This is a genomic window from Saccharopolyspora sp. NPDC002376 (assembly GCF_053593195.1).
In genome coordinates this window covers 1-26988 of record NZ_JBSFBZ010000081.1, presented here as the reverse complement: position 1 = coordinate 26988, position 26988 = coordinate 1, and the positions used below count along the sequence as shown (strand labels likewise).

26 protein-coding genes and 2 pseudogenes are annotated in these 26988 nt (G+C 63.7%); 21 read left to right on the top strand and 7 right to left on the bottom strand.

All coding sequences use genetic code 11. The annotated features are described in order from the left end of the window. Window positions 1-931 precede the first annotated feature (931 nt). Entirely contained in the window at window positions 932-2767 is a 1836-nt protein-coding gene (locus ACWCO2_RS33840; protein ID WP_450131872.1) for a tetratricopeptide repeat protein, read from the top strand. Between the two features lie 629 nt (window positions 2768-3396). On the opposite strand, the gene ACWCO2_RS33835 is transcribed toward ACWCO2_RS33840, so the two are convergent. The 4 genes from ACWCO2_RS33835 to ACWCO2_RS33820 all read right to left on the bottom strand — a co-directional run bounded on the left by ACWCO2_RS33835 (window position 3397) and on the right by ACWCO2_RS33820 (window position 7536). Then, window positions 3397-4347: an LLM class flavin-dependent oxidoreductase gene (locus ACWCO2_RS33835; protein WP_450131871.1), complete on the bottom strand. Its 951-nt coding sequence runs from the start codon at window positions 4345-4347 to the stop codon at window positions 3397-3399. A 348-nt stretch (window positions 4348-4695) separates the two neighbouring features. Beyond that, entirely contained in the window at window positions 4696-4971 is a 276-nt protein-coding gene (locus ACWCO2_RS33830) for a hypothetical protein (RefSeq protein ID WP_450131870.1), read from the bottom strand. A 247-nt stretch (window positions 4972-5218) separates the two neighbouring features. After that, a complete protein-coding gene (locus ACWCO2_RS33825; RefSeq protein ID WP_450131869.1) occupies window positions 5219-5662 on the bottom strand; it encodes a hypothetical protein in 444 nt (147 codons plus the stop codon). Window positions 5663-6321: 659 nt separating this feature from the next. Next, window positions 6322-7536, bottom strand: a complete 1215-nt coding sequence (locus ACWCO2_RS33820) for a helix-turn-helix domain-containing protein (RefSeq protein ID WP_450131868.1) — start codon at window positions 7534-7536, stop codon at window positions 6322-6324. Between the two features lie 739 nt (window positions 7537-8275). Between ACWCO2_RS33820 and ACWCO2_RS33815 the strand changes: the two genes are divergently transcribed. The 19 genes and pseudogenes from ACWCO2_RS33815 to ACWCO2_RS33725 all read left to right on the top strand — a co-directional run bounded on the left by ACWCO2_RS33815 (window position 8276) and on the right by ACWCO2_RS33725 (window position 23112). Next, window positions 8276-8605 carry a hypothetical protein gene (locus tag ACWCO2_RS33815; RefSeq protein ID WP_450131867.1) on the top strand — a complete coding sequence of 110 codons (330 nt, stop codon included), beginning with the start codon at window positions 8276-8278 and terminating at the stop codon, window positions 8603-8605. A 1-nt stretch (window position 8606) separates the two neighbouring features. Then, window positions 8607-8939 (top strand): hypothetical protein, encoded by a 333-nt coding sequence (locus ACWCO2_RS33810; protein WP_450131866.1) that lies wholly within the window; start codon window positions 8607-8609, stop codon window positions 8937-8939. After that, window positions 8932-9333: a WhiB family transcriptional regulator gene (locus ACWCO2_RS33805; protein WP_450131865.1), complete on the top strand. Its 402-nt coding sequence runs from the start codon at window positions 8932-8934 to the stop codon at window positions 9331-9333. The genes ACWCO2_RS33810 and ACWCO2_RS33805 overlap by 8 nt, the downstream gene beginning before the upstream one ends. Window positions 9334-9646: 313 nt before the next feature. Beyond that, window positions 9647-9883: a hypothetical protein gene (locus ACWCO2_RS33800; protein ID WP_450131864.1), complete on the top strand. Its 237-nt coding sequence runs from the start codon at window positions 9647-9649 to the stop codon at window positions 9881-9883. Next, window positions 9880-10068, top strand: a complete 189-nt coding sequence (locus tag ACWCO2_RS33795; protein WP_450131863.1) for a hypothetical protein — start codon at window positions 9880-9882, stop codon at window positions 10066-10068. Before ACWCO2_RS33800 ends, ACWCO2_RS33795 begins: the two co-directional genes overlap by 4 nt. After that, complete coding sequence (locus ACWCO2_RS33790; protein ID WP_450131862.1) at window positions 10065-10244, top strand: hypothetical protein; 180 nt, start codon at window positions 10065-10067, stop codon at window positions 10242-10244. The genes ACWCO2_RS33795 and ACWCO2_RS33790 overlap by 4 nt, the downstream gene beginning before the upstream one ends. A gap of 23 nt (window positions 10245-10267) precedes the next feature. After that, entirely contained in the window at window positions 10268-10528 is a 261-nt protein-coding gene (locus tag ACWCO2_RS33785) for a hypothetical protein (protein WP_450131861.1), read from the top strand. Then, on the top strand, window positions 10525-10725 hold the full coding sequence (locus ACWCO2_RS33780; RefSeq protein ID WP_450131860.1) for a hypothetical protein: 201 nt from the start codon (window positions 10525-10527) through the stop codon (window positions 10723-10725). The genes ACWCO2_RS33785 and ACWCO2_RS33780 overlap by 4 nt, the downstream gene beginning before the upstream one ends. 197 nt (window positions 10726-10922) lie before the next feature. Further along, complete coding sequence (locus ACWCO2_RS33775) at window positions 10923-12278, top strand: FtsK/SpoIIIE domain-containing protein (protein WP_450131859.1); 1356 nt, start codon at window positions 10923-10925, stop codon at window positions 12276-12278. 172 nt (window positions 12279-12450) lie between these two features. After that, window positions 12451-12798: pseudogene (locus tag ACWCO2_RS33770) on the top strand (transposase); the annotation flags it as partial. A gap of 458 nt (window positions 12799-13256) precedes the next feature. Next, a complete protein-coding gene (locus tag ACWCO2_RS33765; RefSeq protein WP_450131858.1) occupies window positions 13257-16400 on the top strand; it encodes an arabinosyltransferase domain-containing protein in 3144 nt (1047 codons plus the stop codon). Between the two features lie 211 nt (window positions 16401-16611). Next, window positions 16612-16929, top strand: a pseudogene (locus ACWCO2_RS33760) (transposase); the annotation flags it as partial. A gap of 350 nt (window positions 16930-17279) precedes the next feature. Beyond that, complete coding sequence (locus ACWCO2_RS33755) at window positions 17280-17765, top strand: hypothetical protein (protein WP_450131857.1); 486 nt, start codon at window positions 17280-17282, stop codon at window positions 17763-17765. 92 nt (window positions 17766-17857) lie between these two features. Continuing rightward, window positions 17858-19600 (top strand): replication initiator, encoded by a 1743-nt coding sequence (locus tag ACWCO2_RS33750; protein ID WP_450131873.1) that lies wholly within the window; start codon window positions 17858-17860, stop codon window positions 19598-19600. Beyond that, the gene (locus ACWCO2_RS33745; protein ID WP_450131856.1) at window positions 19593-19793 is read left to right on the top strand and encodes a helix-turn-helix transcriptional regulator; all 201 of its coding nucleotides are present in this window, start codon (window positions 19593-19595) and stop codon (window positions 19791-19793) included. The genes ACWCO2_RS33750 and ACWCO2_RS33745 overlap by 8 nt, the downstream gene beginning before the upstream one ends. 148 nt (window positions 19794-19941) lie before the next feature. Further along, complete coding sequence (locus tag ACWCO2_RS33740; RefSeq protein WP_450131855.1) at window positions 19942-21180, top strand: tyrosine-type recombinase/integrase; 1239 nt, start codon at window positions 19942-19944, stop codon at window positions 21178-21180. Between the two features lie 237 nt (window positions 21181-21417). After that, window positions 21418-22116: a class I SAM-dependent DNA methyltransferase gene (locus tag ACWCO2_RS33735; protein ID WP_450131854.1), complete on the top strand. Its 699-nt coding sequence runs from the start codon at window positions 21418-21420 to the stop codon at window positions 22114-22116. A gap of 81 nt (window positions 22117-22197) precedes the next feature. Further along, on the top strand, window positions 22198-22566 hold the full coding sequence (locus ACWCO2_RS33730; protein ID WP_450131853.1) for a hypothetical protein: 369 nt from the start codon (window positions 22198-22200) through the stop codon (window positions 22564-22566). 138 nt (window positions 22567-22704) lie between these two features. Then, complete coding sequence (locus ACWCO2_RS33725; protein ID WP_450131852.1) at window positions 22705-23112, top strand: four-helix bundle copper-binding protein; 408 nt, start codon at window positions 22705-22707, stop codon at window positions 23110-23112. 84 nt (window positions 23113-23196) lie between these two features. Here the strand turns inward: ACWCO2_RS33725 and ACWCO2_RS33720 are convergent, their stop codons facing one another. Then, complete coding sequence (locus tag ACWCO2_RS33720) at window positions 23197-23472, bottom strand: hypothetical protein (RefSeq protein ID WP_450131851.1); 276 nt, start codon at window positions 23470-23472, stop codon at window positions 23197-23199. 45 nt (window positions 23473-23517) lie between these two features. Between ACWCO2_RS33720 and ACWCO2_RS33715 the strand changes: the two genes are divergently transcribed. Continuing rightward, window positions 23518-23952, top strand: coding sequence for a hypothetical protein (locus ACWCO2_RS33715; protein WP_450131850.1), 435 nt, complete (start codon window positions 23518-23520; stop codon window positions 23950-23952). Between the two features lie 785 nt (window positions 23953-24737). Here the strand turns inward: ACWCO2_RS33715 and ACWCO2_RS33710 are convergent. Together ACWCO2_RS33710 and ACWCO2_RS33705 are read right to left on the bottom strand one after the other, a co-directional pair. Further along, on the bottom strand, window positions 24738-25772 hold the full coding sequence (locus tag ACWCO2_RS33710) for a hypothetical protein (protein ID WP_450131849.1): 1035 nt from the start codon (window positions 25770-25772) through the stop codon (window positions 24738-24740). 316 nt (window positions 25773-26088) lie between these two features. Continuing rightward, window positions 26089-26877 carry a DUF2971 domain-containing protein gene (locus tag ACWCO2_RS33705; RefSeq protein WP_450131848.1) on the bottom strand — a complete coding sequence of 263 codons (789 nt, stop codon included), beginning with the start codon at window positions 26875-26877 and terminating at the stop codon, window positions 26089-26091. Window positions 26878-26988: the final 111 nt, after the last annotated feature.

Here is a 26988-nt window from a genome sequence, read left to right as displayed (position 1 = left end):
GGCCAGCTGGTGGGCCAGGCCGGTGCCGGCGCCCGAGACGACAGGTCCTTGGTAGAGCACGCCGAAGCGGCCAGATCTTGGAAGAGTCAGTCCCGGGCGCCGACACCGATCCTTGCAGCGATCCATCCAGAACCGCTGGATTACACACTCACAGATCTTGGAGCAGAATAGGCAGGGTCCGGCAATGCGTTCAGCGACACTGAATACACTTGGTGACGCTGCGTCACAAGCTTGGTTGAAGCTGGACGGCTGCCTCTCCTTGCCTGGTGTTCAGCCGCCAAGCCACAGGGACCATGCTTGGAGACAGCCGGATTTTGGGAGTGGGGCGTGGTGCACCTGAACAGGTAGTCAACATCGTCCGGCTTCACGGAGCTGGGCTTACCGGTGTTGAGGTGTGCCTTGTTCAGCAGCGTTGGGTTCACGCTGGTCCTGTTCGTGCTCGCTCTTGCCCTCCTGATCGCCGGGGCTTACGGGGCCTGCATCGCGTTCTCAACCACTTCAAGGCCACTCCCGGTAAGCAGGTGGTGAAGTTCAAGCTCCAAGCTCGGAAGACCTCGGTTGAGCTGTACGTGGCGGACCGGGAGCACTTCGAGCCTGTTCAGTTGGAATACCCGGTAGCGGACAGGGATCTGCCTGGGGCAGGGTGAAGCGGGCCCATGACGTTGTGGTTGACCGTTTGCACTTGCTAGGCCGGCTGCGGTCGCTAGGGAGTGATCTGCCGATCGTTTTGCCTAGAAGCGGGGTCGTCTCGTCTCGTTTCCGATGGTCGGAGATCGGCGAGGCCATGCGATGGGCGTCTGCACTCCGACGCTCCATACCGCGGTGACGCTGGTGTTGAACTCATCAGGGAGGCAGGGGGGTGATTCGACCGTATGTTCCTGCGCCGCGATCTCCTTGGATACGGTGGGTAGCAGTCGATGTAGGGAGTGTAATGGGGCGATCCGGTGCGACCCGTAGGGCGCGACCGCTGGTCCGTGCGGTGGTGGCAGCGGCGTTGTCATCTGGCGTGGCGGTCCTGATCAATATCGCTACGTCTGACCCGACTATTTGGTGGTCGTGGATCGGGGTCGTCCTTCTGACTGCCATGGTGGGGGTCGCGAGTTGGCGGTGGGAACATCGCCAGAGCGCCGATGCCAAGTGGTCCGCTGGCGGCGCTGCTAGGCAGGAGCTTTTGAAGCGGGCTCGACAACTCCGGGAGAGCGGCGACTTTGCAGGTGCGGAGGAAGACCTTCGCACACTCCTAGGTCAAGTCCGTACAGAAGTTGGTGAGGAGCACCCCGACACCCTGACTGCACGCAGCAACCTAGCTTTGGTGTTAAAGGAACGTGGGGAGCTGGCTGAGGCCGAGACCCATTTGCGGGCGGTGCTGAAGGTCTGCCAACGGGTCTTCGGTGACGAGCACCCCAGCACTCTGGCCACACGCAACAACCTCGCTTCGGTATTGCAGGCGCGTGGGGAGCTGGCTGAGGCCGAGACTGAGTTTCGGGCGGTGCTGAAGGTCTGCCAACGGGTCTTCGGTGACGAGCACCCCGACACCCTGACCGCACGACATAACCTCGCTTCGGTATTGCAGGCGCGTGGGGAGCTGGCTGAGGCCGAGGCCGAGTACCGGGCGGTGCTGAAAGTCCGGCAACGGGTCTTCGGTGACGAGCACCCCGACACCCTGACCACGCGACATAACCTCGCTTCGGTATTGCAGGCGCGTGGGGAGCTTGAGCAGGCCGAGGCCGAGTTTCGGGCGGTGCTGAAGGTCTGCCAACGGGTCTTCGGTGACGAGCACCCCGACACCCTGACCGCACGACATAACCTCGCTTCGGTATTGCAGGCGCGTGGGGAGCTGGCTGAGGCCGAGGCCGAGTACCGGGCGGTGCTGAAAGTCCGGCAACGGGTCCTCGGTGACGAGCACCCCGACACCCTGACCACGCGACATAACCTCGCTTCGGTATTGCACGATCGTGGGGAGCTTGAGCAGGCCGAGGCCGAGTACCGGGCGGTGCTGAAGGTCCGGCAACGGGTCCTCAGTGATGAGCACCCCGACACCTTGACCATACGTAACAACCTCGCTGCGGTATTGCACGATCGTGGGGAGCTGGCTGAGGCCGAGACCCAGTACCGGGCGGTGCTGAAAGTCCGGCAACGGGTCCTCGGCGACGAGCACCCCGACACCCTGACCACACGCAACAACCTCGCTTTGGTGTTGAAGGAGCGTGGGGAGCTGGCTGAGGTCGAGACTGAGTTTCGGGCGGTGCTGAAGGTCTGGCAACGGGTCCTCGGCGACGAGCACCCCGACACCCTGACCACACGCAACAACCTCGCTTCGGTATTGCACGATCGTGGGGAGCTTGAGCAGGCCGAGGCCGAGTACCGGGCGGTGCTGAAGGTCCGGCAACGGGTCCTCGGTGATGAACACCCCGACACCTTGACCATACGTAACAACCTCGCTGCGGTATTGCAGGAACGTGGGGAGCTGGCTGAGGCCGAGACCCAGTACCGGGCGGTATTGAAAGTCCGGCAACGGGTCCTCGGCGAGGAACACCCTCGAACCCTGACCACACGTAGCAACCTCGCTTCGGTATTGCACGATCGTGGGGAGCTTGAGCAGGCCGAGGCCGAGTACGAGGCGGTGCTGAAGCTCCGGCAACGGGCCCTCGGCGACGAACATCCCAAAACTCTGACCACACGGGGGCTGCTTGAGGATCTGCGTTCTCACAGGCCTGCTCAGCTGGAACCCCCAGAAGTGGATAGGAGCCCTGCGGAGTCGGGTTGAATCTGACCCGTAGTGTGCGGGTCCCCGTTTGCACTTGCTAGGCCGGCTGCGACCGCTAGGGAGTGGCCTGCCGGTCGCGATACCGAATCCGCGGTTCCCTCATCCCCGGAACTACCCCCACAAAAACTCTCCTCCTGGCGTCCGTTCAATGGGGGTCGCCGGGGTGCGCGGGCGCGGTCGGCCGCCAGGCCGCAGGCGCAGCCCGCGCGGGTCCCCGGCGGGCGCCGCCTTGGCGGCGCCCCTTGATCATGTAGAGAGAAATTCGGCAGTCGTGCCTGTCTTCGCTACTCGACACGGCCGGATGGGACTCTGCGGCCAGCGCCACTTTCGGGCGGAGTGCCAGGGCTTCACCGGCATGGAAGGGGACTTCGGCCACGGTGCCCCTGCCGAGCTCTATATCCGGTGGAGTCCGCGCCCGCATGGTGAAGGTGTCACTGTGCGGGCGCTGTCGCATGCTCGACTGGTAAAGGGAGTCGACGAAGACCGAGATGCGGCAGATCTTGCCGACCGGTTCACCTCAGCCGAGGTCACCGCCGTTCCGTTGATCGCGACATTGCCCGAGACCAACTCCGACGGGCGGTTTCCGGCCTCATTCAACACAGACGTGTTCGAGTCTCGGTTAGCCGTTCTTAGCGTTGTGGTTGACGTGGGTTGGGACGCAGAGCAGCAAGTACGTCGGCGGCGTGATCGAGGGCGGGTAGCCGCACGACCCAGCGGGCAATTCCCCACCGTTCCCGGGCTGCGTGCAGCTGCTTGACGATCTCGGTGATGCTTCCGATCCACAGATATGGCACTGCCAGCAGATCCTCGACCGCGGTGTCTAGCCGTTTTGCTATGGGCGCGGCAGCGGCTTCGCGGTCGTCGGTGACAATCACCTGCTGGACCAGTGCTTCCAGCGGCGGCACGGTGACGCCGGCGGACTGCGCCCCCGCGTGGATCAGTGCCACCTGTTCGTCCACGCGTTCCGGGTGCCACGACACGGTATGGCTGTGCCCGTCGGCAAGCGTGCGACCGAGACCGGACAGTCCGACGGCGTCGGCGTGTGCGCCACCCCACCGCAGCAATGCCCGGTTCCCACCGCCGACAAGCAGCGGTATTCGTGGCTGCACTGGTCGAGGAGCGTTGAGCTGCACGTCACGCAGCGCTGACAAGTCCTTGGCGGGCACGACTTCTCCATCGAGCAGCATTCGTACCGCCGCTGCCATCGTCGTCAACCGCTGCACGCGCGCGGATGAGGACGGACGATTCCGGCCTGTCATCTCCCACTCAGCGGGCGTGTGACCGGCGCCGATACCGAGCTCGGCGCGGCCATGTGAGACGACGTCTAGGGTCGCGACGTCTGCGGCGATGAGCAAAGGATCGCGAACGCCAGCGTTGACGACGTAACTGCCCAACCGCAGTGACGACGTCACGCCGGTTGCAGCCGCTAGCGCTACGAAAGGCGACGGGCCGCTCCCAGGGTGATCAGATACCAGCAATGCTCGACATCCGATGGCCTCGCACCGCCGCGCTAGCCCTGTCCACGACTCGGTGTCGCAGGGAGATGCCTGCACCGAGATCTCGACTCGCTGATCATGCATCTAGGCATAGTGACACTAAAGGACCTACGTAAGCATTTCCGTCGAGGAGATCGCCAGAGATCACGGACTAACTCAGGGAGCCGGAGGCTGGGATTGGTTCGGCGGCACCGTTTTTCGGTGTCATTCGGGGATGCGTTTCCGGCGGGGGCGTTCTTGCTGTAGCAGCCCAAAGTGCTCACTGGCCCTGAGTGCCAGCGCTTCAGTGGATGGTCGAGCGATGCCGGGAGGACGCACCGCCCGACCATCCGGGGTGCCTGGTCGCCGTTGAGGGGCTGATCGGCGGGCACCTGGGGACGGCGGGAGCACAGGCCTGGGAGGGAGTTTCCGCCACGGTTCCCCCGCCGAGCTCTATGTACGGTGGAGTCCGGCGAGAACCTGGCGGATCACTTCCGGGTCGCGGGTGAAGCCGTTGCGGCTTGGCGTCGATGCCGTTTCGACGCGTGGGAGTTCCCGTGTTTCTGTTAGCGCGAGTTCGTCGGCCTTGGCCTGATCGAGCAGGTGCTCAACCGTCAGCGCGCCCTCGCCTGCCCCGGCATGCTTGCCGAATTCGCCGAAGTGGCGCACAGCCCACCATCCCGCGAGCGCAACGACGGTCGCTGCTGCCATAAGCAACGATGTGATCATCGGTCCGTTCTCTCTGAGGTGATCACAACGCGGTCGTTGAGCTCGCCGGGCGTACTGTCGCGCAGCTGGGCCACCAGTGTGTCCATAGTGTTGGCCAAGTTCAGCCGCTCAGCGGGGGTCCAATGGCCTGCTTCGATATCGCCGACCGCATACCCAAGTGCCAAGATCGCGCACCGGATCGTCCTCGCGAGGTCGCTGAGCCTCCGGTGCTCATCAAGTTCGGCAACACGTTCACTGTGCAGTGGGCTCACATCGGCGCCATTCCGTAGTTCGTTGGGTGGTTTCGGTTCGTGGCGTGGTCGCGCAGGGATAGGTGTGGGCAGTTCGTGATGTTGGCTGCGTCGAGCCAGAGGTGCATTCGGTCGTGTTCGCGGGCGAAGTCTTGGTAGAGGCTGTGTCCTCGGCGCAGGAGGTCGAGGTTGTCGGCTGCGTTGCTGGCGATGTGGTCGCGGTCGGCGACGTGGCTCTGTCCGCCGCTTGGGCCAATGAAATGGATGGGTGTGCGGCGAGCGTGTCTGTTCATCATCGTGGCGATCCAGGTGCAGGCTTCTTCAGGCGTTTTCAGAACCTGGTCTGGAATCCGAATGAGCCGGAGGGCTCGGCATGGGGGTGGCCGCATCGCGTTGCGGGTGAAGGCGATGTAGGTGTGCCAGTGAACACCTCGAGGGTGGTCTTGATCTCGGTTGATCACGGTGAATCTCCTTGTTGTGCAACGTGATTTCTGTGTTCTTTGAAGGGCGTTCGGTTTGGTTGGCCTGCCGGTGCGTTACGGGGGTTCGCACCGGCAGGCCATCCCTGCACTGGCGCTGTCCTGGGAGGGATGTCAGCGTCAGCGAGGCTGGGACATGCCTTTTGCTGCTTTGATCAGGCATTCGGGACATCGAGGGCGCGTGGTCGCAGGGTGGCCGGGTTCTGCCCACATCACTGACGCACCACACGCGCCGTGCGGATGTCCGCGTTCGATAGCCAGGTGGGTTTCCAAGTCGCGAAGGGTGGTTCCGGGAAGCCAACGCGGATAGACCTCACCCACACCGTTCCGGACACTCACCCCTGAGCCAGCTTTCGACAGCGTGAAGAGGGGCCGACCCCTGGCGCGGTAGAGGTCGACCCCACGTTCCCGCCTCGCGCCGCATTGCAGGAGGGGCGCGCGTCGCGTTCAGCGGGAAATGCCGCGCGTGACTTCCTGCTGACCTGCCACCAGAGCAGTAGTCCTGAGCCGTACAACACGGCCCACAGAAGGACGGCGACAAGGACCAGCAACCATTGCGACATAAGAAAACCCTCGCCCCAAGTGAATGGGGCGAGGGGGACTTGATGTCACCGGGGACTCGTTGTCCCCGCCTGATTGGGCTACGCCGCGATGCCCAAGCGCTCGGCAAAGCTTGTGGCTTCAGAACGGACGGAGGCCGGACCGCGGCGAGCCAGGTCGCCGATCACCTCGCGCGCTCCTAGGTTGTACTGCACGGACTCTGCTGAACGCCGTTCAGCTTGCAGAAGCGGAATCAATGCCCCGTTGTCGCGCTGTTGGTGCAAGGCACGCGCTAGATGCACCAGGTGGGATGCTTGCCAATTGCGCGAAGGGATCGCGTCAAGGTTGACGGTTTCAGCAGCGCGGACGGCTTCGGAAGCATCTCCAAGAGCTTGGGCAATCCATGTGCGGTGCAAGGCGACATGTCCAGCGCTGAAGCCATGGTGGTGCGCGTAATCACCCGGCAGCAGCGACACCATGCGCTCTGCATCTTCCCAATGGACCCACGCTGAAGGATCCCCAAGCTGCCGAGCCTTCGTAGACGCTTGGGCGAGCTGGATTGCACCCCAAAGCCCGCGCGCATCGTTCGGTCCGTCGTCCAGCAGAGGTTCCAGTCCAGTGGCAGCGAGGCGCAGGAGCTCCAACGCTTGTTCCTCACGACCAGTCACGCGAAGGGCAAACGCTGAGTACAGGAGACCGGTCGCGTTGGCCATGGGCTCGTCCGCATCCTCAGCCAAGGAATGCCCTCGATCGACGGTCAACCAGTACCAGTGGTGGGCATCGCCCTGCCAGGCAAGGTACGCCTGCCCCAGGTGCATCACGTCGGCCAACGCCGCGCGTGCTCGTCGCCGGTCGCTACCTTCATGGGCTTGAACCGCAGCCCGTCCACTGCGGATGAGTTTGGGAAGAACTTGCGCAGCGGCAGAACGTTGCGTGTCCGAAGCATGCCAATCGGACCAGGCCTGATCCACTGCGGCTTGGATCCATTGCGGGTCGGTGGGGGCTGATTCAGTCGGGAGATACTCGGTGAGAGCCCGGCCGACTTCCTCCGCTGCGGGGTGCGAAGGGCGTTCCGCGTTCACGACCGGCGCGGAGATTTCCGGGCCGTAGATGTCCGCGAGGTTGGACGCTCCGAGCAATCGGGCCAGCTTGACACCCGTTTCGAGGGGAAGGCCTCGTTGCCCGCGTTCGATCTTCTTGAGCCAGTCGTCGGACTTCCCGAGGAGACCCGCGACAGTGGCTCGGCTCTTTCCCTGCCGTTCCCTGAGCCTGCGGACTTGTTTACCTACCTGCGCACGCACGTCATCGGATGCCATCGCATCCACCCGCCTCTTCGCCTGGTGGTTCACGTAGTTCCCCGCCGTACCCCCAGGGCGTCCCCTGGGTGGTGTTCACGTCGGCGGAGAGGTTTATCGAGACTAGCCGCCGATCACCAACGGGTGGTAGGCCCGGACAGGGCAGCCGGCGGTCGTGCTCCCTGGTCCATGTCGCTCGACGAAAGAGGGTGTCTGCTTCGGCGCAAGTTTGCAAAAGGCCTGCATGAAATTTCAGATTGACACTTTCATGGGCGATAGTTAAAGGTGCCACTGACACTGCCAGGGCGCGATGTCAAGGCATTGTTTCACTCGTTTGGCGGTAGAATTTAGCGCCTCTACAGTTTGCGTTTAGCGCAGAGAATTTTCCAAACCTCTCAGGCTATGGCCCGTGGTGGCGCTTGGGTAGTGGTTATGCAGGGTGGTATAGACCACACCTTGTTTTCGCTGGTAGTGCACTTGCAGTGCCGTTTCTCCGGGCTAGGTTGGTGGTAACTCCGGGAGATCAGCCAGTAAGCGTGTTCGGGGGATCTAACTCCCGGAGGGAATTGTTCGCGTTTTTTCGCACAATTTCCAGGGGGTTTCATCTATGGGATTGGGTCGTGGGCACCGTTTTTCGGTGTCGTTCGAGGACGCTTTTCCGGCGGGGGCGCTGGCAGTCAGCGAGGTGGAATCGGCACCGGAAAGGCAGTCTCCGCAGGACCGTTCGCGGGGTGTTCCGCCGCGTCAGAGGATGGACGCGGTGACGGGGTTGCCGGTGTGGCGGGTGACGGTGTCGGATCCGGCTCCGGCGCGGGCCAGCGAGACGGCGGTGACGGTAGAGATCCTGGCGGAGGAGCAGCCGGAGTTGCCGGAGCCGGTGGCGGGCATGGCGATGGCGGTACGTGAGGTGCGCTTCGCCGGGTTGACCGCTGAGGCTCGGATGGGCGGTCAGGGCGAGTTCCGCTACATCACGTGGGCGTATCGGGCATCGGGGATTGAGTCGGCGTCGGTGGGGCGGTCGTCGGGTGCGTCGAAACCGTCGAAGTCGTCGAGTTCGAGCTCGGGTTCGGTGGGTTCGGAGGGGAACTGACGTGGCGCGGCGGTGGGAACAGGACGCGGCGTTGCGGCCGGGGCCGTCGATGGTGGGTTCGTTGCCGCGTGAGTGGCTGGTGACGGGTTCGGATGCGGGGTCGTTTTTCGTTCTCGGGGGCGCGTTGGCGGGTGATCCGGACGTGTTCATCAGTGTGGAGCAGGCGCGGGGCGGTGGCCGGGACCTCACGGAGTCGGTGAGCTGGCTGGTGGCGGAGCTGCTGGCGGCGGTCACGGCGGGTAAAACGGTCGCGGCGGAGCTGAACGCCGAAGAACAGGCGTCGTTGACCTCGCAGTTGCGGATGTTGCTGCGCACGGGGCGGGTTGATGGCTGAGGCCTTCAACGTGAACCAGGGTGGGCAGTTTTCGGAGAGCACGGCGTGGCGGGCGTTGGCGGGTCGGTTGTGGGGCGGTGGGGATCGCCCGGAGTGGCAGCAGGAAGCCGCCTGCGGGGACCAGCCGGAAGCGTTCTTCGCTGATACCGGCCGTGGGCTGGATTGGACGCGCAAGGTCGAGCAGGCGCGGGCGGTCTGTCATGGCTGCCCGGTCCTGGTCGAGTGCCTGCGGGATGTCATCGGCTGGGAGAGCAGGACGGCGACGGTGGCGCGTGATCCGCGCGGCGTGGTCGGCGGGATGACCGGCGGTGAGCGTCGCGAACTCTACGAGCGGATGACGGGTTCGGTCGGGGTCTCGGGCAAGGGGAAACGGCGGAATCCGCGGCGGCGCTGAAGTGCCCCGTCCTGCCGGAGGCCGGCTGGGGCTGCACCGCAGGTCACGACACCGAGAGGGGGTGTTCGGGTTGGTGTCGGAGTGGGGCACGCAGTGGGGTTCGGAGGTTGGTCCGGGGGCGGAGCCGGAACAGCCGATGTTGGTTCCGGCTCCGGAGGTCAACGCGTTGGGTGAGTGCACCTGGTGTGGGGAGCTGGAAGAGCTGCACGTGGCTCCAGACGGTGAGGTCGGGGTTCGGGTTTTTCACCGGTCGGCGCTGGGTGGTTCGGCTCGGTTCATCGATGAGGCGCAGTAGCACGGAAAGGGGGCTGTGGTGGCGGATGTGTTCGTGGTGACGACGGCGCTGTCGGAACTGCTCAAGCGGGGCAACGGTTGCGAAGCGGTGACGGCAGTGCGGGGTGAGATGTTCTTTCACTTCGCGGTGGTGCTGGAACTGCTGGCGGACTGGCTGACCGACTTGGGCGGCGACGAGGTGCTGCGGGAACGGGTGATGCGGCACGCGCAGCGGTACCGGGAGCAGGGACGCGCCATCTTGGGGGGTGTGGCGTGAACGAGCTGGTGGTGGATTCGGAGATCTGGGAACTGCTGGAACGCATCGCGGTGGCGTTGCGCAGTGATCGGGGCTGTCAGGTGTTGGTGGTGAAGCTGGCGCGGCGTGCGGGGTGGGCGCAGACGCGGCGGTTGGTGCTCTCGCGGGTGCACGGGGACGACCGGTTGGTGTCCGGGTCGGCGTGACGGTTTCGTGCGGCGCGGAACGGCATTGGGTGGTCGTGGTGTGGGAGTCCGACACCGAGCTGTTCGTCGTGGTGTGTATCCGATGTGGACATCGGGTGTTGTCGGCGCACGAATCGCAGGGCTCGTTCGTGTGGGAGTTCATGCGCGCCAAGAACAGCGGCGGCGGCTTCGAGTGAGACAGAAACGGAGGTGACAGGTGATGGCGGCCACGGTGGGTGAAACGTGGCGGGTGCTGACCGATCGCCAGGCACTCGGCGACATCGCGGGGCAGACGGGGCGGATCATCGCCAGGTTGGAGGCGGTGGACGCGCTGTGTTCGCGGGCCTGGGACACCTACGGGCAAAACCTGCCGGGCTCGGCAGAGGAAAGCTACCGGGCAGCGCGGGATGCCGTGTGGGGCGTGTCGGGGGATCTCAACGTGTTGCGGGCTCGGCTGCGCACGCTGGGGGTGGCGCGGTGAATGGGGTGGAGCCGGGCGAGGTTGAGCGGTTTGGGCAGGACATCGGGCACGAGTTGGACGAGTTGGCGGCGGCGGCTCGGACGCTGACCGAAAGCGACACCGAGTTGGGGGCGCGGCTGGTTCGGGCGATCGCGGTGGTGCGCGACTTCGCCGACGACCTGGAGACCACAGGGCGGGGGTGGTCGGCGACGGAATGAACCGTTCTCTGTGAGTCCTTCGCGGATCGGCCCCGTCCCACCTTTCCCTTCTCGGTGGGGCGGGGCCGGTTTTTCTTCAATCACAGGTGTTTTCGGGGCGGGGTGTTGTGATGCGTGGGAGGAGATCGGGCGGTTCGGGGCGTGGCCCGGAGCGCAATCCGTGGGAGTCCGGAGGCGGTGCGCACCGTCAGACGGATGTGGCCACCGAGGTGGCCGAGCTGATCGAAGCCATCGTCACGATGGCGTTCTCGGTGGCGGGATGGTTGCTGCGGCACCCTCCTGTGCTGGGGTCGGCGGTGGTGGCCGGTGTGTGGGTGTGGTCGTGGGGCTGGCCGTCGCTGGCGGTGGCGGTCGGTGTCGCGGTCGTGGTCGGGGTGGTGTGGTGGTGGGTGCATCCGGCGAGTTTCGAAGCGCGGGTGTGGCGGCATCTGCGGTCGGGCTGGCTGCGGATGTGGGTCTATGAGCTGCGCTGGCCACGGTGGGCACGTGCGTCTCATTTGGTGCTACACGATGACGATTTCGCCGATCCGCTGGTACCTCGGCTGCGGTCGGTGACCTCCGGGCCGCACTGGGACGACGTGCAGGTGCGGTTGCTCCCGGGGCAACGGCAACGGGATTACGAGCTCGCGGCCGAAAGCCTGGCCAATGCCCGCAAGGTGCAGCGCTGCTCGGTGCGGGAGGTCTCCCCTGGCGTGGTCAACCTCGGATTCCTGCGCTGCGACCCCCTGGCCAAACCGGTGGCTCTGCCGGAGATCACCGACGTGGCGGGCGAGGACATGGCGTTGGATGAGGTCCGGATCGGCGATACCGAAGCGGGGACGGCGTGGCGGGTTCCGGTGCTGGGGTCGCACGTGTTCGGTGCGGGCATGACCGGGGCGGGCAAGGGGTCGCTTTTGTGGGGTGTGGTGCGGCAACTGGCCCCGGCGATCGCTTGCGGCCGGGTACGGCTGTCGATGATCGACCCCAAGGGCGGGATGGAGGCAGAACCCGGCAAACCCCTGTACGCCCACTACGCGCGGGAGGAACCGGAAGACATCGTGGAGGTGCTGACCGGGTTCGTGGATCGCATGACCCAGCGCAAGCGGGACCTGCGCGGCCTGACCCGCAAAGTCCAGCCTTCGATCGAGCACCCGTTGGAGCTGCTGATCGTTGATGAGCTGGCGGCGGTCACCAAGTACATGGGCGACAAGAAACGCCAGGTGGAGGCCGAACGGCTGTTAGGGCTGGCGCTGACACAGGGGCGGGCGCTGGCGCATGCGGTGATGGCGTTCGCACAGGAACCCACGAAGGACATCGTGCCTATGCGTGGGCTGTTCCCGTACCGGATCGCGCTGCGACTGGACTCACCGCACCAGGTGGACATGGTGCTCGGTGAAGGCGCATGGGATCGCGGGGCATGGGCCGACCGCATCGAACGCTCCCAACCCGGCGTCAGCTACGTCGTGGCCGAAGGGGTGCGGGAACCCTTGCGAGTGCGGGCCGGATTCACTGACGACCCCGAGATTCGCCGAATCGCACACGAGTACCCAACACCGGAGAACGGCGGAAGCTGATCCCGGTTCCGTCGCCTAGTACGACAGCCGCACAGTGAGATGTTGAGTGGTGGGGTGTGATCGTGGGCGCGGCCACCGCGTGATCAGCTTCGAGGTGTGTTGGAACTCGAAGAAGACGCGGTGGCCGCGTCGCCGAGGGTAGTCGGTGATCATCTCGTACGGTGGCGGGCGTTGGCTGGTGATCGATCCCGGTGACACCGACGGGCATCTGCTGCTGGTACGCCGGTCGATCAGCAAAACCAGCGAGCTGGCCTACTACATCTGCCACAGCCACACACCCGTCCCCATCGCCGAACTCGTCCGGGTCGCCGGATGTCGTTGGGGTGTCGAGAAAACGTTCCAGTTCGCCAAGAACGAAACAGGCCTGGACCACTACCAGGTGCGGAAGTACGACGCCTGGTACCGGCACATCACCCTAGCGATGCTGGCCGCCGCTTTCCTCGCAGAGACCGCCTACACCGAACGAATCCGCGACCACACCTTCAAAAAGGGGCTCCCGCAACCGAAGATGAGCACCTGATCCCGTTGTCCTGCAACGAAATCAGACGACTCTGGGCCATGCTCGCCCGACCGGCACACCCCAAAGCCCATACCGACCACTGGTCCTGGTGGCGACTTCGCCACCAAACCAGAGCCCGCCGAAGCCACTACCAGCGACAACACCGCAAGCATCACACCCTGCCGCTGTAGTGCTAGCTGCGAATAACTGGTCGGCAGGTTACGCGGTGAGCCGGATTGGGCTGGGGCGGCAACGACTGCTGCGGACGTGGCCCATTGAAAGTGTGGAAAGCACCGGGACGAATGCGGTGAATGGGCGGATAATAGACTGTTGCGGTGCTTGGCGTAAACGACGACAGTGCTGGTTTGCCTGACGGGGAATCGGGCAGAGATGGGGGCGTTGGGCCGACGGTGAAGCCGGGCTGGGGCTGGCGTCGTTGGCGGCTGTTCGCCGTAGTGTCGGGCTTGCTGGGGGCCGTGATGGCTGTAGCTGTGCCCTTCATGCCGGTCCGTTACGACGTCACCACGTTGGCATGGCCGACGGCGCAGGGCACCGATGCGGTGTCGGCGCCACTCGCTGCGTACTCGCCCGTTCGGCTCGACATCGAGGTTCCTTGCGCAGCAGCCCGGGAACTGGATGCGCGCAGCACCGACCCTGCGGTGCTGGTGAGTACCAACGCGCCTTCCTCGGAGTACGGGAAGCTGACTGGGCTGCTCCTGCAGGTTCATGACGGTCAGGTGGCTCTGGTGGTCCGTGGCCAGCAGCTCGGATCCGCTGTGCTTCCAGACAGCGAGTGCTCGATCAGCGTCCACTCGGATGGACACCGTACTTTTGCGGCGGTGGGCGATCGCACGCTCGCGCAGGTCAACGATGACATCCGGCCGCAGCTGACTGGAATCTACTCAGATCTGGACGAGCGAATCGACAACGTCCGCGACGTGTCGTTCGCAGCCGAGGTCGACAACCGCTACGCAAGCTCAGCAACGCTGCTGAAGATCCTTGTGATCGTGCTTGCTGTGCTGGGGTTTCTGGGCTCTCTGCTCGCATTGCGCCGTTATGACAAGAGTGCCGGACGCAGACCGCCGCGAATCGCCTCGCCAGGCTGGTGGCGGCCCACTGCGCGTGACGTTGTCGTGGTGTCCGTCTTGGCGGTGTGGTGGCTCATCGGTGCGATGACGGCTGATGACGGCTACTTCCTGGAGATGGCGCGAGCACGCAGCGACATCGGCTACGTCAGCGACTTCTACCGGTGGTTCGCGGTCGCGGTCGCTCCGATAGGCTGGTTCGTCGAGCTTTACGCACAGTGGGTGCAGATCTCGACGGCCACACCGTGGGTCCGATTGCCGGCCTTCGCGATGGGGCTGGTGAGCTGGCTGCTGATCAGCAGGATGATGCTTCCTCGCCTCGGGCAGCGAGTCCGGCGAAGCAGAGCGGCGGGTTGGGCCGCTGCCGCGGTGTTCCTGGCAGCTTGGATGCCTTACAACAACGGTCTCCGGCCCGAGCCCGTGGTCGTTGTCTTCTCATTGCTGGCTTTCTGCGCGGTTGAGCGTGCCTTGGCCACCCGACGCCTCGTACCTGCTGCGTTGGGACTGGTCGCTGCGGCGCTCGCCGTGGCGACCAACCCGCATGGTGTGGTCGCGGTGCTGCCGTTCATCGCTGCGCTTAAGCCTCTGCTGAGGTTGTTGATTGAGCGGGCTCGTCAGTTCGGTTGGGTGCCGGTGCTGGCGCCGGTCGCGGCGTGCAGCCTGGTCATCCTCACAGTGGCTTTCGCGGACCAGACTTTGCAGTCGACGATGGATGCCACGAAGCTGCGTACCGAAATCGGGCCGTCTCTGAAGTGGTACGAAGAGCTAAGCCGCTACACGCTGCTGTTCAGCCAGGTCCCGGACGGTTCGCTGACTCGCCGCTTCCCCGTCCTGCTGATGATGCTGTGCCTGGCCACCTGCGTCGTGGTGCTGCTGCGCAAGGGGCAGATCCGAGGTGCGGCGCTGGGACCGAGTCGGCGTCTGCTCGCCGTCGCGGCCCTGTACTTCGTCGCCCTGGCCTTCACCCCGACCAAGCACACCCACCACTTCGGGGTCCTGGCGGCGGTGTGCGGCTCCGTTGCGGCATTGACCGCACTCGCCACGAGCAGCACAGTGCTGCGTTCCCGGCGCAATCGTTCATTCTTCTTCGCGGGATTGATGGTCGTACTGGCATTCGCGTTCACCGGGACGAATGCTTGGTGGTACGTCTCGGGCTGGGGCGTTCCTTGGTTCGACAAATCTCCATCGATCAACGGTTACGAGGCGAGCACCTTCCTCCTCGTGATCGCCGGAATCGCGCTGATCGTCGGTTGCGTCGAGCACCTTCGTCTCGATGAGCACCGACCGGATGCGGCTCAGGAGGACAGCGGCAGGGCGTTGCGTTTGGGCACGGCACCGTTGTCCCTTGTCTGCGCTTTGCTGATGGCCGCAGAGGTCGGCTCCTTGACCAAGGTCATCCAGGAGCAGTCGGGCAGCTACAGCTTGGGCCAGGACAACGTCAAGCAACTCGTCGGATCCAGCTGCGGTCTCTCCGACTACGTCAACGTCGAGACCAACCCATCAGCAGGTGTGCTGGAGGTGTCGCCCAGCCAACCCGCGACGGCAGCCCCCGGGACTCGCCTGCCCAAGAAACTCCACGACGAAACACCGGATGAGTACCTCCTGGCCCGCGAAACCGGATTCCAGCGTCCTGGTCTGCCTCCGGCGAACGACGCCGCCAAGACCGGCGGTTCGGACTGGACACCGCCGTACCGGTTCGGCACTGATCGCGCACCAGTGTGGGGCAGCTACGACCCTGCCGGAGTCGGTACCGGACAGTTGCGAACGTCTTGGTACGAGATTCCGGAGCGGGTTACTAGCGGAGAAGTGCCGCTGGTGCTCAGCTTGGCTGGCTCCGAGCGTGGGGCGAATTCCGTAGTCGTCGAGTTCGGGCGCGACACACCCGAAGGATTCGAGCTGCTACACCGCCACCCGGTGATCCAGGACGAGGCACCGCAGTGGCGCGACCACCGGATCACGGTCGGCAGCGCAGCGGACGGGGCGACGAAGATGCGGATCATCGCCAACGACCAGGCTATCGGAGTCAACGGGTGGGTGGCTGTCAGCGCCCCGCGCGCGCCTCAGCTGACCCGAATGACCGATGTTGTCGGTGACGCGCCAACCTTCGTCGAGTGGACCGCGGCGCTTGTGCACCCGTGCCTGAAGATGACCAACATCCATGATGGCATTGCAGAAGTGCCGCACTATCGCGTTGCAGGAGGTGGTGAGGTCCGCTCCGTCGGCCAGGGGTGGTCGTCCCCCGATGCGGGCGGCCCGTTCGGTTGGTTGACCGTGGCGACCAGCATGAGCGAGATGCCCACCTACCTGAAGAACGATCTGCAGCGCGATTGGGGCTCCCTGTACGCAGTGCACCCCTACGATCCGGATGCTCTGCCCGCCGAGGCCGCGAAGCAGGTACGTACCGAGACCCATTGGGGCTTGTGGACACCAGGACCGCTCACCAAGCCAATTCATTTGCCCGGTGACGTGCCGAACTCCAACGACCGCGCTGACGTCCCATTGTTCGATGAGGACATGGCGGACGAGCAGACGAGGTGACGGCGCAGCACAACCCTGTGGTCGTTAGTACGACAGCCGCACAGTGAGATGTTGAGTGGTGGGGTGTGATCGTGGGCGCGGCCACCGCGTGATCAGCTTCGAGGTGTGTTGGAACTCGAAGAAGACGCGGTGGCCGCGTCGCCGAGGGTAGTCGGTGATCATCTCGTACGGTGGCGGGCGTTGGATGGTGTTCGATCCCGGTGACACCGACGGGCATCTGCTGCTGGTACGCCGGTCGATCAGCAAAACCAGCGAGCTGGCCTACTACATCTGCCACAGCCACACACCCGTCCCCATCGCCGAACTCGTCCGGGTCGCCGGATGTCGTTGGGGTGTCGAGAAAACGTTCCAGTTCGCCAAGAACGAAACAGGCCTGGACCACTACCAGGTGCGGAAGTACGACGCCTGGTACCGGCACATCACCCTAGCGATGCTGGCCGCCGCTTTCCTCGCAGAGACCGCCTACACCGAACGAATCCGCGACCACACCTTCAAAAAGGGGCTCCCGCAACCGAAGATGAGCACCTGATCCCGTTGTCCTGCAACGAAATCAGACGACTCTGGGCCATGCTCGCCCGACCGGCACACCCCAAAGCCCATACCGACCACTGGTCCTGGTGGCGACTTCGCCACCAAACCAGAGCCCGCCGAAGCCACTACCAGCGACAACACCGCAAGCATCACACCCTGCCGCTGTAGTATTAGACGGGGAACGTGCGGGCTCTGCCACATCCTGCACAACAAGGGGTGTTTCGTGGGCTGGTACCTCACCCGGCATCCCGCACGTTCCCCACCCTTGTCCACTACTTCTCCCTGTGACCAGCACTTACCGTGTGGTCACGGGGAGTTTTTCTTTGTGGGCAAAGAGGATGGTTCGCGGTGTTGGATAATTGGCGGGTTTTGGGTTTGTTGCCGGTGGAATGGTCCGCCGGATACGCGCCGGATAACGGCGAGGTGCTTGTCACGGGTGGCTTTCCGGAAGAGCCGGAAGTGGTGCTGAGCGTGCACGCGTGCCGGAGCTGCGGGAAGAATTATCGTGCTGCGCTGGCCTGTGTGATTGCCCGGTTTTTCGCGGCGACGACGGGTGGGGAGTTCGTTCAGTTCACGACTGATCTGCTGCGGGAGCTGGAGCGTTTCCCGGTGTCGGCTGTGTGGGGGCGTCGTGGTGGGTTCCCGCAGTGCTGGCGGACAGAAAGCGTTGCAGGAAGCCGATGTGTGCGTGTGCTGGCCGGTGCCGCCGACGGTCCGCGCGGCCTGGTCGTCGTCGAGTCGGCGAAGCATGGGCAGGCCAGTTATGTCGATGATCTGGCGCTGCTGTTGGCGGAGGTTCTGATGCTGATCGCGAATGAGGCGTTCGTGGTCTGAAAACCGTGGCGGGGGAACGTAATTCACCGATTTCAAGGGGAGAGATCGTGGAATTCGAGACGGAATCGCCGGCCGGGTCGGGCTCGGTGGGGATGGCCGCTAGGCGGTTGAAAGGGCCACGTGGGTGGGAGATCGCGCGAGCCACGGCTGAGGCTGAGGACGTGTGCATCCGGCCGTTGCTGAAGCGGCGCACGAACCTCGACACCGGGACGTCGGAGGTGGTGCCGATCGCGTGTGGGAGTCGGTTGAGGTCGGTGTGCCCGCCGTGTGCGCGTCGGTATGCGCGGATCGTGCGGGAGCAGTGCCGGGAGGGCTGGCACCTGACGGAGGAACCCACGAGTCCGGAGCCGGATGCGGACACGGTGTCGATGATGAAGTTCCGCGCTGATCTCATGGAGCAGGGGCGTGCGGCCAAACGCGACGGTGACGACGAGGGGTTGGAGGATGTCCGGGAAGCGCTGGCCGATGTTGATCGGCAGTTGCGGGCGGACCACGGGGTTAGGGGCAAGCTCCCGGGCTTGGAGGAACCGGACGCGCCTGGACGGTCTCGGCGGGTTCGCTCGACGCGCAGGCGTCGGGACTCCCCCGATTTGCCGCGTAAACCGGTGGACAAGGCCACAATCGGCCGGGAGTACGCGGGCCGGTATCGGCCGTCGATGTTCACCACGCTGACGCTGCCGTCCTATGGGGCGGTGCATTCGGTGTCGCGGGGCGGACGTCGCTGCTCGTGCGGGAAGAGCCATCGTCGGGATAGCCCGGTGGTGGGTGCGCCGGTCGACCCGGATTCCTACGACTACCGGAGTGAGGCGCGGGATCTAATCCACTTCGCGGCGATGGCCGACCGGTTCTGGCAGAACCTTCGCCGCGCGGTCGGCTGGAACGTGCAGTACTTCGCGGTGGTGGAGTCGCAGCGGCGGTTAGCTCCGCACCTGCATGCCGCGATCCGCGGCAGTATTCCTCGCGCGCTGATCAAACAAGTGGCGGCCGGGACGTATCACCAGGTGTGGTGGCCGCACCACGATGATCCGGTGTACGGCGGCACCCGGGTGCCGGTGTGGGTGCCGGAAGAGTCGGCGTGGTGCGACCCGGATACCCGGCAACCGTTGCCGACGTTCGAGGAGTCGTTACCGGGTGAAGAGGACGACCCGGCGCATGTGGTGCGTTTCGGTGACCAGGTGGACATCCGGGGTGTGCTGGGTGGTGGTGAGGAAGCTAACCGGCATGTGAAGTACTTGACCAAGTACGTCACGAAAACGATCGGGGAAACCTACGCCGACGCTAGCGAGGCCCACCGCCAGCATGCGGACCGGTTACTGGCGGAACTGGCGATCACCCCGTGCTCGTCGCGGTGTCCGGTGTGGCTGCTGCACGGTATCCAGCCCCGGGGTGCGCACTCGCGGCTGAATCCGGGCCTGTGCAAGGCAAACGCACACAAGCGCACCACGCTGGGTGTGGCGGGACGGCGGGTGCTGGTGTCGCGGAAGTGGACCGGCAAGACCCGTGCGGAACACGCACAGGACCGTCGCGACCATGTGCACGCGATGCTTTCGGCAGCCGGGCTGCCCGTCGCCGACACCACGAGTTCGGGCCGGTACGTGTGGGAGCCGGTCTCCCCGACCGACCCCGGCGTGCCCTCACGCTCCTACCTGCTGCTGCAAGCCGTCGCCGAACGCAGACGGTGGAAAGCCGAGTTCGAGCACGCCCGGTTGATCGTGGCCGCTGGGACGGGACCACCCCGCGCGGGCGGGCGGGCGGGGGAGGATGGAGGCCCGCGAACGGGACCAGCCCCACACTGCGAACTGACCGGAGGCACCGGACCGGCCGGGGGTGTGTGAGGTGGGGGCGCGTCGTGAGCCGTTGTGGACAATCGATGAGCTGGCCGGGTATCTGCAAAAACCGGTGAAAACGTTGTACGACTGGCGACACAAAGGATATGGGCCACCGGCATACCGGGTCGGCGGGTCGCTTCGATACAGCCCCAATAAAGTTCGGGAATGGCTGGAATCAACCATCGCCGATGATGATTAGCGCCTGCCTTGACCTGCGAAAACAGAGAATGAATGGTTACCTGAAAGAGATCTACAAAGGCGCCAAAACCCCTACTTTGACGGCGTTTCCCGGTAGAATTGAACACGCAAGACCGCCGGTAATAACGTCGACCGAAAGGGGCTTATCGGTGGCTCACGTGCAAGATAGATGGTTCAAAGAATTCGAGGATCCGGATACCGGGAAAACCGTTCGCACGAAAACGGCGGACTACGGAAAGACGCTTCGCTACCGGGTCCGCTACCTCGACCCCGAGACGGGGAAAGAGCGTAGTAAGAGCTTCCCGGACAAGTGCAAGCAAAAGGCCGAAGCGTTCCGTGCGCAGGTGGCAACGGAGATCAACTCCGGCACCTACATCGACCCCGATGCGGGCAACATGCCTTTTCCGGACTACGTGCGGAGCTGGATCAAGGGGCAAGCCTCGGACCCGTCAAGCCGGTCAACGCTCGAAAACCGGCTCAACACGCGGATTCTGCCGTTCTTCGGCAACCTGTCGGTGGCCCGGTCCGCCCAGCCCGGCAAGGTGCGGGACTGGCTGGAGTGGCTGCGGACAGACACCCGGGTCGGCGTGAACTACAGCGCGCAGCTATTCGACCTGCTGTCATCGATCTTCTCCGGCGCGGTCGTGGACGAAAAAATCCGGACCAACCCGATGCGCTCGGGCAGCATCAAGCGACCCACCCCCACCCCCAGCAAAGCGGTGGCGTGGGAGACGGACCGGGCGCGTGTGATCCGGGAAGCGCTGTCAGCCCGCCAAAGCATCGCCGTTCCGCTGGGCTGCGGCCTAGGCCTGCGGCAAGGCGAAATCCTCGGATTCTCCCCCGACGACATCGAAGAGACACCCGACGGCAAGGTCGTGCACATACGGCGTCAGGCTCGCCCCGTCAACGGCGCGCTGGTGTTCCGGCTTCCCAAGGGTCGCAAGACCCGCGTTGTTCCGCTCTCAGATGAGCTGGAACGCGAGATCACCGAACATGCCGACAGGTACCCGGCCACACCGGTAACGCTGCCCTGGGGCGAACCAGACGGCAAAAAGGTGACCGCGCCGCTCCTGGTCGTCCCGGCCCCGGGGACCGCCTGGGATCACAGCAAGTTCAACTCGAAGATCTGGCGGCGTGCGTTCACCACGGCTGGGCTCACCTACCGGCCCGGCATCGACGGCATGCACGCACTCCGCCACACCTTCGCCGCAACCTCCCTCGCGGCGGGGGTCACCATCCGGGAGCTGGCCGAGTACCTGGGCCACAAAGACCCCGGTTTTACCCTGCGCGTCTACACGCATATGCTCCCGTCCTCTCACGGTCGAGCGCGCGCCGCGATGGACGGCTTCTTTGCTCAACTGCGGGCCAGCGATCAGCGTGCAGCCTGACACGGCCTGCACACGGCCTGACAAGATCAACAAACCTTAAAACCGCTGGTCAGAGCGCATACGCTCCCAGATGGTGCCCTTCACCGTCTTCACCTCAGGTCGCCTGGAACATCGCCGTCAGGCTGAGAGCCGCCGCAACGGCGTGCACGGCCACGCTGCTCACGTTGCCTGACCTGCGGAAATCGGGGCGGCGGAAATCGGTTTCGGTGAAGTTGGGGTGGCTGAATAATCGGGGGCATGGAGTTCAGCGGGTTTGACGCGCGTGGGTATCCGACCGTTGATGTTCGGACCGGGTACGGGGAGTGGGTCGGCAAGTACGAGGACACCGTTGAGGACGTCATGGACCTGCGGCTGCTCGAGCGGTTGCGGGAGCCGGACTGGAGCTCGGTGGGGCGCGCTGCCGACCTCGGTTGCGGGACCGGGCGGACCGGGCAGTGGTTGCGGGGCAAGGGAGTTCCCGCGATCGACGGGGTTGATCTGACTCCGGAGATGTTGGCGTTGGCCGAGCGGCGCGGTGCGCACGACCGGCTCTCGGAAGCTGATGTCACCGACACCGGGCTGGACGAGGGCGCCTACGACCTGGTGATCTCCTCGCTCGTCGACGAGCACCTGGCCGATCTCAGGCCGTTCTACCGGGAGGCGTGGCGGATCGCGGCGCCGAAGGCCGCCTTCGCGCTCGTCGCGTTCCACCCGCACTTCATCATGACCTCCGGGATGCCCACCCACTACACCAACGACGCCGGGGAATCGTTGGCGATCACCACCAACGTGCACCTGATCAGCGACCACGTCTCCGCCGCGCTGGCGGCCGGCTGGCGGTTGGCGGAGCTGCACGAGGGCCTGATCGACGAGGCCTGGCTCGAGGTGAAGCCGAAGTGGGAGCGCTTCCGCAACCACCCGATCTCCGCCGCCTACGTCTGGCGCAAGGACGGCTGACCGGTCTCGGGGGTTTCCCCGATGAGGTGCGGGCCTCGTGGTTGGAAGATCATTGCGTCGCACGAGGTTCTGGGGGCGTGGGTGAAGCCATCACCGCTGGTCTTCTTCGGGTTGGTCTTCGCGCTCGGGGTGCCGTTCTGGCTGCTCGGCGAGTCCTCCGACGTCCGGTTGCCCGCGAACCTCCCGCTCAGCGCGTTGCAGGTCGTTGTCCCGGGCGTGGCGGCAGCTCTTCTGATCTGTCTGTCCGGCGGGCGCGTACTCGAGTTCCTGCGCGGGATCTTCGATGCGTCGAAGATCCCGCGCCTCTGGTACCTACCGGCGCTGCTCCTGATGCCCGTCATCACGCTGATCTCGTACGTCCTGATGGGGCAACCGCTCCCCCAGCCGCCGATCACGCTGGCGTGGACGCCGGGAACCCTCGCCCGGCTCCCCGCGTTCCGGAGCCGCTGAAGGTCACCGTGCCCATACGCTGGTGCCTGCGGCAACGCGTTTGCGGATCGGCCAGGTCGGCGCGTGAGCCCTGGCACGGCCCGTGCGTGCGACTTACGGTTGGAAAGTCTCAGGAACGTCTGCTCGGGAGGTGGCGTGATGCTCAAAACACGAGAGCTTTTCGATAGCTTGACCGCCAAGCCCACACTGAGCAGTGACAACCTTGCCGCTGCTATCGATGCGCTGCAGGACTGCGTCGAGGCGGTGACTGCATGCGCTGCCGCGATGTTGACCGAAGACGACATGCAGACCTTGGCCCCCGCCGTGAGCCGCGACATGGATTGCGCCGACGTCGCCACCGCGACCCGCAACGTGCTCACCCGCGGCAGCGGCGCCGACACCAGCCTTCTGAGCGCACAACTCGAAGCATGTCTGGTCGCCTGCGAACGCAGCCACCAGCTGTGCAGCGAACATGCCGAGCGGCACACGCACTGCCGGATGTGCGCGGATGCAACCCGGCACTGCGCGGACGTGTGCCGCCAAGCAATCCACGCCCTACACGGCTAAGAGGTCGGGGCAGACAGCAAGCGGGTGGTGCGGCGAGACCGGTCGCGGCCGGATCCGGTGCGACCGCCCCGGATCGTGGACTGTTCAACGGCCGGACGGCAGACCTCGCCGCACCATCACGATCGCCAGCACGAACAGGCCAGCTTCGACGACCAGGGACAGCACGCCCAACGGCTCCGCCCAGTTGCCCATGTCGTCGCTGTAGTCCGGCAGTCCCGTACCTCGGGAGAGCATGTAACCCGTGAACGGTCCGGCTGCGACACCCAGCGCCAGGATCCAGCCGACCTGTTCCCAACCGGCGATCAACAGCAGCGCCGTCAGTACTCCTGCGGCCTCCAAGACGTAATACAGGATGCCCACGTACGCAGGCTCCTTCGAGCCTGGGAAACCGCCCTGGTCAAGCACGTGGATGACAGCCACCGCGACGCAGAGCACCGCCCCAACGGCCCGAGCCGCAACACCACTCGCCAGTACCGAACGCGTCGTACCATTCGCACCGCACCCAGCCATCAAAGCGCCTCCAGGCTCGACACGATCAGCTTCACCAAACGACCAACCGGTCACCAGGGAACAAAGTCACCGCGCTCACGGTGCACAGCGCTTCGGGTACCCGGCGAACGATTGCCCGCCTACGCGCCCGATCTCTACCTGGCGGAAGCCCTGTGGCCCAACATCAAAGGCGTCGAACTGGCCAATCTCTGTCCGGACACGATCGACGAAGCCATCACGCTCGCCAAGCACGGGGCATCGACCGCATCTGCGCAACCGAGCACCTGCTCCACTCGTTCCTCCAACACGCCGGACTATCGCCCTAAAACACGAAGATCAGCAAGAAAGTGACTTTCTAGATCCACCTGGGCACCACGCGCAGGAGCCAGGACTGGTAGTTCTGAGGGCCCGAAGATCGCGACCAGTGCAGGCAGCTGCCTACACGGCCCTGACCTGCTCAAATCCGTGGTTTACGGTTGTTGATATTCGGTGTTGTCGGTTGATCTTGGACGGCCCAGGATGGCCTGACGGCCTGATGACGGCCTGATGCGGATGACTCAACGGCGATCGCTTTGCGGCGTTCGAGCTGGTGGGCCCGGAAACAGAACTTCACGACACAACAGCCGTAGGCAGCGCTCCTCGCCGCGACGACGGGACGAACCCTGAACCCGCGGATCTCGTTTCCGTGATCGACAATCTTTGCCGTTGTCTGTCGACACCTCTGGTTACCTGCGTAAACGCAGTTTGCGGGTCTTGCCTCACCTGCCATCATTTGCGGTCGCTCGCGGTTGATTTTTGGCAATTGCTCGGCAACAGCTCCCCTGGTCCCGTCCAGCGGCGCGCATGCTCCTCAGGCACGCCCGGAGACTTCAGACGTTGAAGCGGAACTTCCTCCCGGACGTTTGCGACCAGCGGGTTGGTCGCAAGACCGGCGTTGACCAGGTGAAACGTTGTTCTTAACTTCTCGTCATTTTCCGGCCGTTTTTAGCCTGCTGACGAACGGCTGACGAACGATGGCCCACCGCCCTGGGCCATGGGGCTAACCCTCGATGTCGGCCTCGTCGCCGATCGGTTCCTTCGATGACGCCTGTGACCGGCCAGCGGGTTTCTCCTGGCGTCCGCCAGTAGCCGTCAAATCATCCGACGGGCGGCCCTTGAGGAATAGGACGTATAGACACTTGCATTCCTTCGAGCCGTAGCGCTTCGCCTCGCGTGCCACAAAATTGCCCGTTCAGGATAGGACCAGTATCTCCTTTGTTCTGGACCCTAGCATTGTATTGAACATAGTAGTTACGAGCTTGGGGACCTTGCAGAGCAATGGCAAATCCCTCAAGTCGTCGTTCCTCTCCACGTGTTCCTATGAACTGACCTTCGTCGACCCACGCTACGTCTCCTCTGCCCTGCAAATGCGCCATGTACCGCAGGGTGAGCCCCTGGACCGGAGGATTAATTTGCAGAGAAAAACCCTCCACCTGCCGACTCTCGTTTCGCGAACCACCGAACTGATTTTCGTGGAAGGTACGGTCTCCGTAGCCAGACAGGTGAACGAGGAGGTCTAGGCGCGGCTCGTCGGGATTCAGTCGCTGAACAAACCAGCTCACCGTATAGTTTGAGTTTTTACCACATCCGACATCTGAGTCGGTTCCGGGATAACCGCGGGCTGTATGGTAAATGTGGGGATAGTTGACTGTTAATTGGTCGATGTCCTTGCCAGATCCACGTAAACAGTCACTGGCCACCCAGCCATCGCAGATGACGTCAGTTAGGTCAAAAAGGACTTTTGCAAGCTGGATCCAAGCACTGGCTGGTCCACTTATCGGGACAACACTTACCGAAGCTGTGGTCAATGCGTCGTCTACCTTTTTTCGGAACGCCTCTTCATTGGCGTGACCAGAGTTCATAATTGCGAACTTAAGGTCAAGTACCGACGTGGGGTTTAGGTCGATCGGATCGAATTGAAGGTCGATAAGGTGATAGCCGTCGTCGACGTCCCCCGTTGACAGGTTCAGTACAGGCAGAGTGTTGCCATCAAGAGTTCCCTGAAACGAAATAACATCGGTGTCCTCGTCCGGGGCTCTCGTACGGCCAATATAGAAGTCATCGAGACCAATCCTGTACGCAGTCATACTTGCCCCCATAAATGTTGCATAAACCAACCGCATGGCGAGCATCGCGTCGAATCGTTACGACTACAATGGTCTTTAGCCCTTGACAAACTTGGGGCGATCAAGCACCTGGGGCGACCAACAGCGGTGTGAACGTGCGGCTGTCCGCGAGCGATCGTAAGCGTCTCTTCGGCTCCCAGTTCGCCACCCCGTTCGACCAGTGGTACGACCGGCCGGCCTCTCCGCGGCGAGGCTGGTGCTCCCGGTAGCCGCCGCTCGTCGGCGTTGGGCGTGGTCGCGCTCGTGCCCCGGTGCTGCCCTGGTTGGTTCCGTCGTCCTGGGCTGCCGACACGGGATCATTTACGTTCCAAGGGCGACATATTCACACCCTGACGGGTATTTCACTGCATTCAACATTTACGTGCTTATATCTTTCAAAAACTTCTTTTAGCTTGTTTATTCCACTTTTACGAAATACTCGACTCTCCCCGGGGCCAACCCTAATGTCAGTGACCATATCGGGGGTAAACGGGAGCTCATAATAGGGGACTAAAGCTATGTTCGACGGCCGCAGCTTTATCTCGTCTTCCCCCTTTGGATCGCGCATTATACGCCACTCTCTTTCTTCGCTGAATCCAGGGTTTTTGAATTTGGCAAGTATCGGCATGATGCTGCGACGAACCACCGCAGATGCCTCAGAATCAGGACTCACCGAATCAGCCTTGACTGTTAAATCTGCACATAGCTTCTCAATCTCGTCAGGCACCTTCTCGTCGCCATATTCAATTTGGATTATCGACCCATCCCCGTAGTGTTGTTTCAGCTTTTCAAAATCGAATCCAATGGCATATCCTTGGTCTGCCCCGTATGCTCGCCACTGGCTTAGTAGATCTCCGTTCTCACAGAAGCAAGCGACGTATACCGTAGACACTTTCCAGTCGTTTAACTGATCGGCAACTGCACTCAATAATGAGCGTTTCAACTCATCGTTTTCCTTCGAGGCATGCTCACGCAATCGATCAACAGCCTTATTTATAGCATAGACAAGTTCTGTGGAGTCGTTCAGAAATCTTGCATCAGAGACCCAGAGCGTGTTGTGCTCAAGAATCTCTTTTAATGCTTTCGAGTGCGTGTAGTGGAATATAGTTTTCGGCGTTTCCGGCGTAGGCATAAGCCTCCCCAGGTGTTCTAGTAGGGCAGCCGCACTTTGATGGTGTCATGTGAGTTGGATCCGGCGGCGGAGTCGGGTGCGGTGGTGGAACCAGCGGGCGCGGGCTTGGTG

Bases quoted from the DNA above. Each gene is read 5' to 3' on its own strand.
- ACWCO2_RS33840 (WP_450131872.1), top strand. From the start codon at position 932: ATGGGGCGATCCGGTGCGACCCGTAGGGCGCGACCGCTGGTCCGTGCG.
- ACWCO2_RS33835 (WP_450131871.1), bottom strand. From the start codon at position 4,347: ATGCATGATCAGCGAGTCGAGATCTCGGTGCAGGCATCTCCCTGCGAC.
- ACWCO2_RS33830 (WP_450131870.1), bottom strand. From the start codon at position 4,971: ATGATCACATCGTTGCTTATGGCAGCAGCGACCGTCGTTGCGCTCGCG.
- ACWCO2_RS33820 (WP_450131868.1), bottom strand. From the start codon at position 7,536: ATGGCATCCGATGACGTGCGTGCGCAGGTAGGTAAACAAGTCCGCAGG.
- ACWCO2_RS33805 (WP_450131865.1), top strand. From the start codon at position 8,932: ATGGCTGAGGCCTTCAACGTGAACCAGGGTGGGCAGTTTTCGGAGAGC.
- ACWCO2_RS33785 (WP_450131861.1), top strand. From the start codon at position 10,268: ATGGCGGCCACGGTGGGTGAAACGTGGCGGGTGCTGACCGATCGCCAG.
- ACWCO2_RS33765 (WP_450131858.1), top strand. From the start codon at position 13,257: ATGGCTGTAGCTGTGCCCTTCATGCCGGTCCGTTACGACGTCACCACG.
- ACWCO2_RS33750 (WP_450131873.1), top strand. From the start codon at position 17,858: ATGGCCGCTAGGCGGTTGAAAGGGCCACGTGGGTGGGAGATCGCGCGA.
- ACWCO2_RS33735 (WP_450131854.1), top strand. From the start codon at position 21,418: ATGGAGTTCAGCGGGTTTGACGCGCGTGGGTATCCGACCGTTGATGTT.
- ACWCO2_RS33725 (WP_450131852.1), top strand. From the start codon at position 22,705: ATGCTCAAAACACGAGAGCTTTTCGATAGCTTGACCGCCAAGCCCACA.
- ACWCO2_RS33710 (WP_450131849.1), bottom strand. From the start codon at position 25,772: ATGCTCGCCATGCGGTTGGTTTATGCAACATTTATGGGGGCAAGTATG.
- ACWCO2_RS33705 (WP_450131848.1), bottom strand. From the start codon at position 26,877: ATGCCTACGCCGGAAACGCCGAAAACTATATTCCACTACACGCACTCG.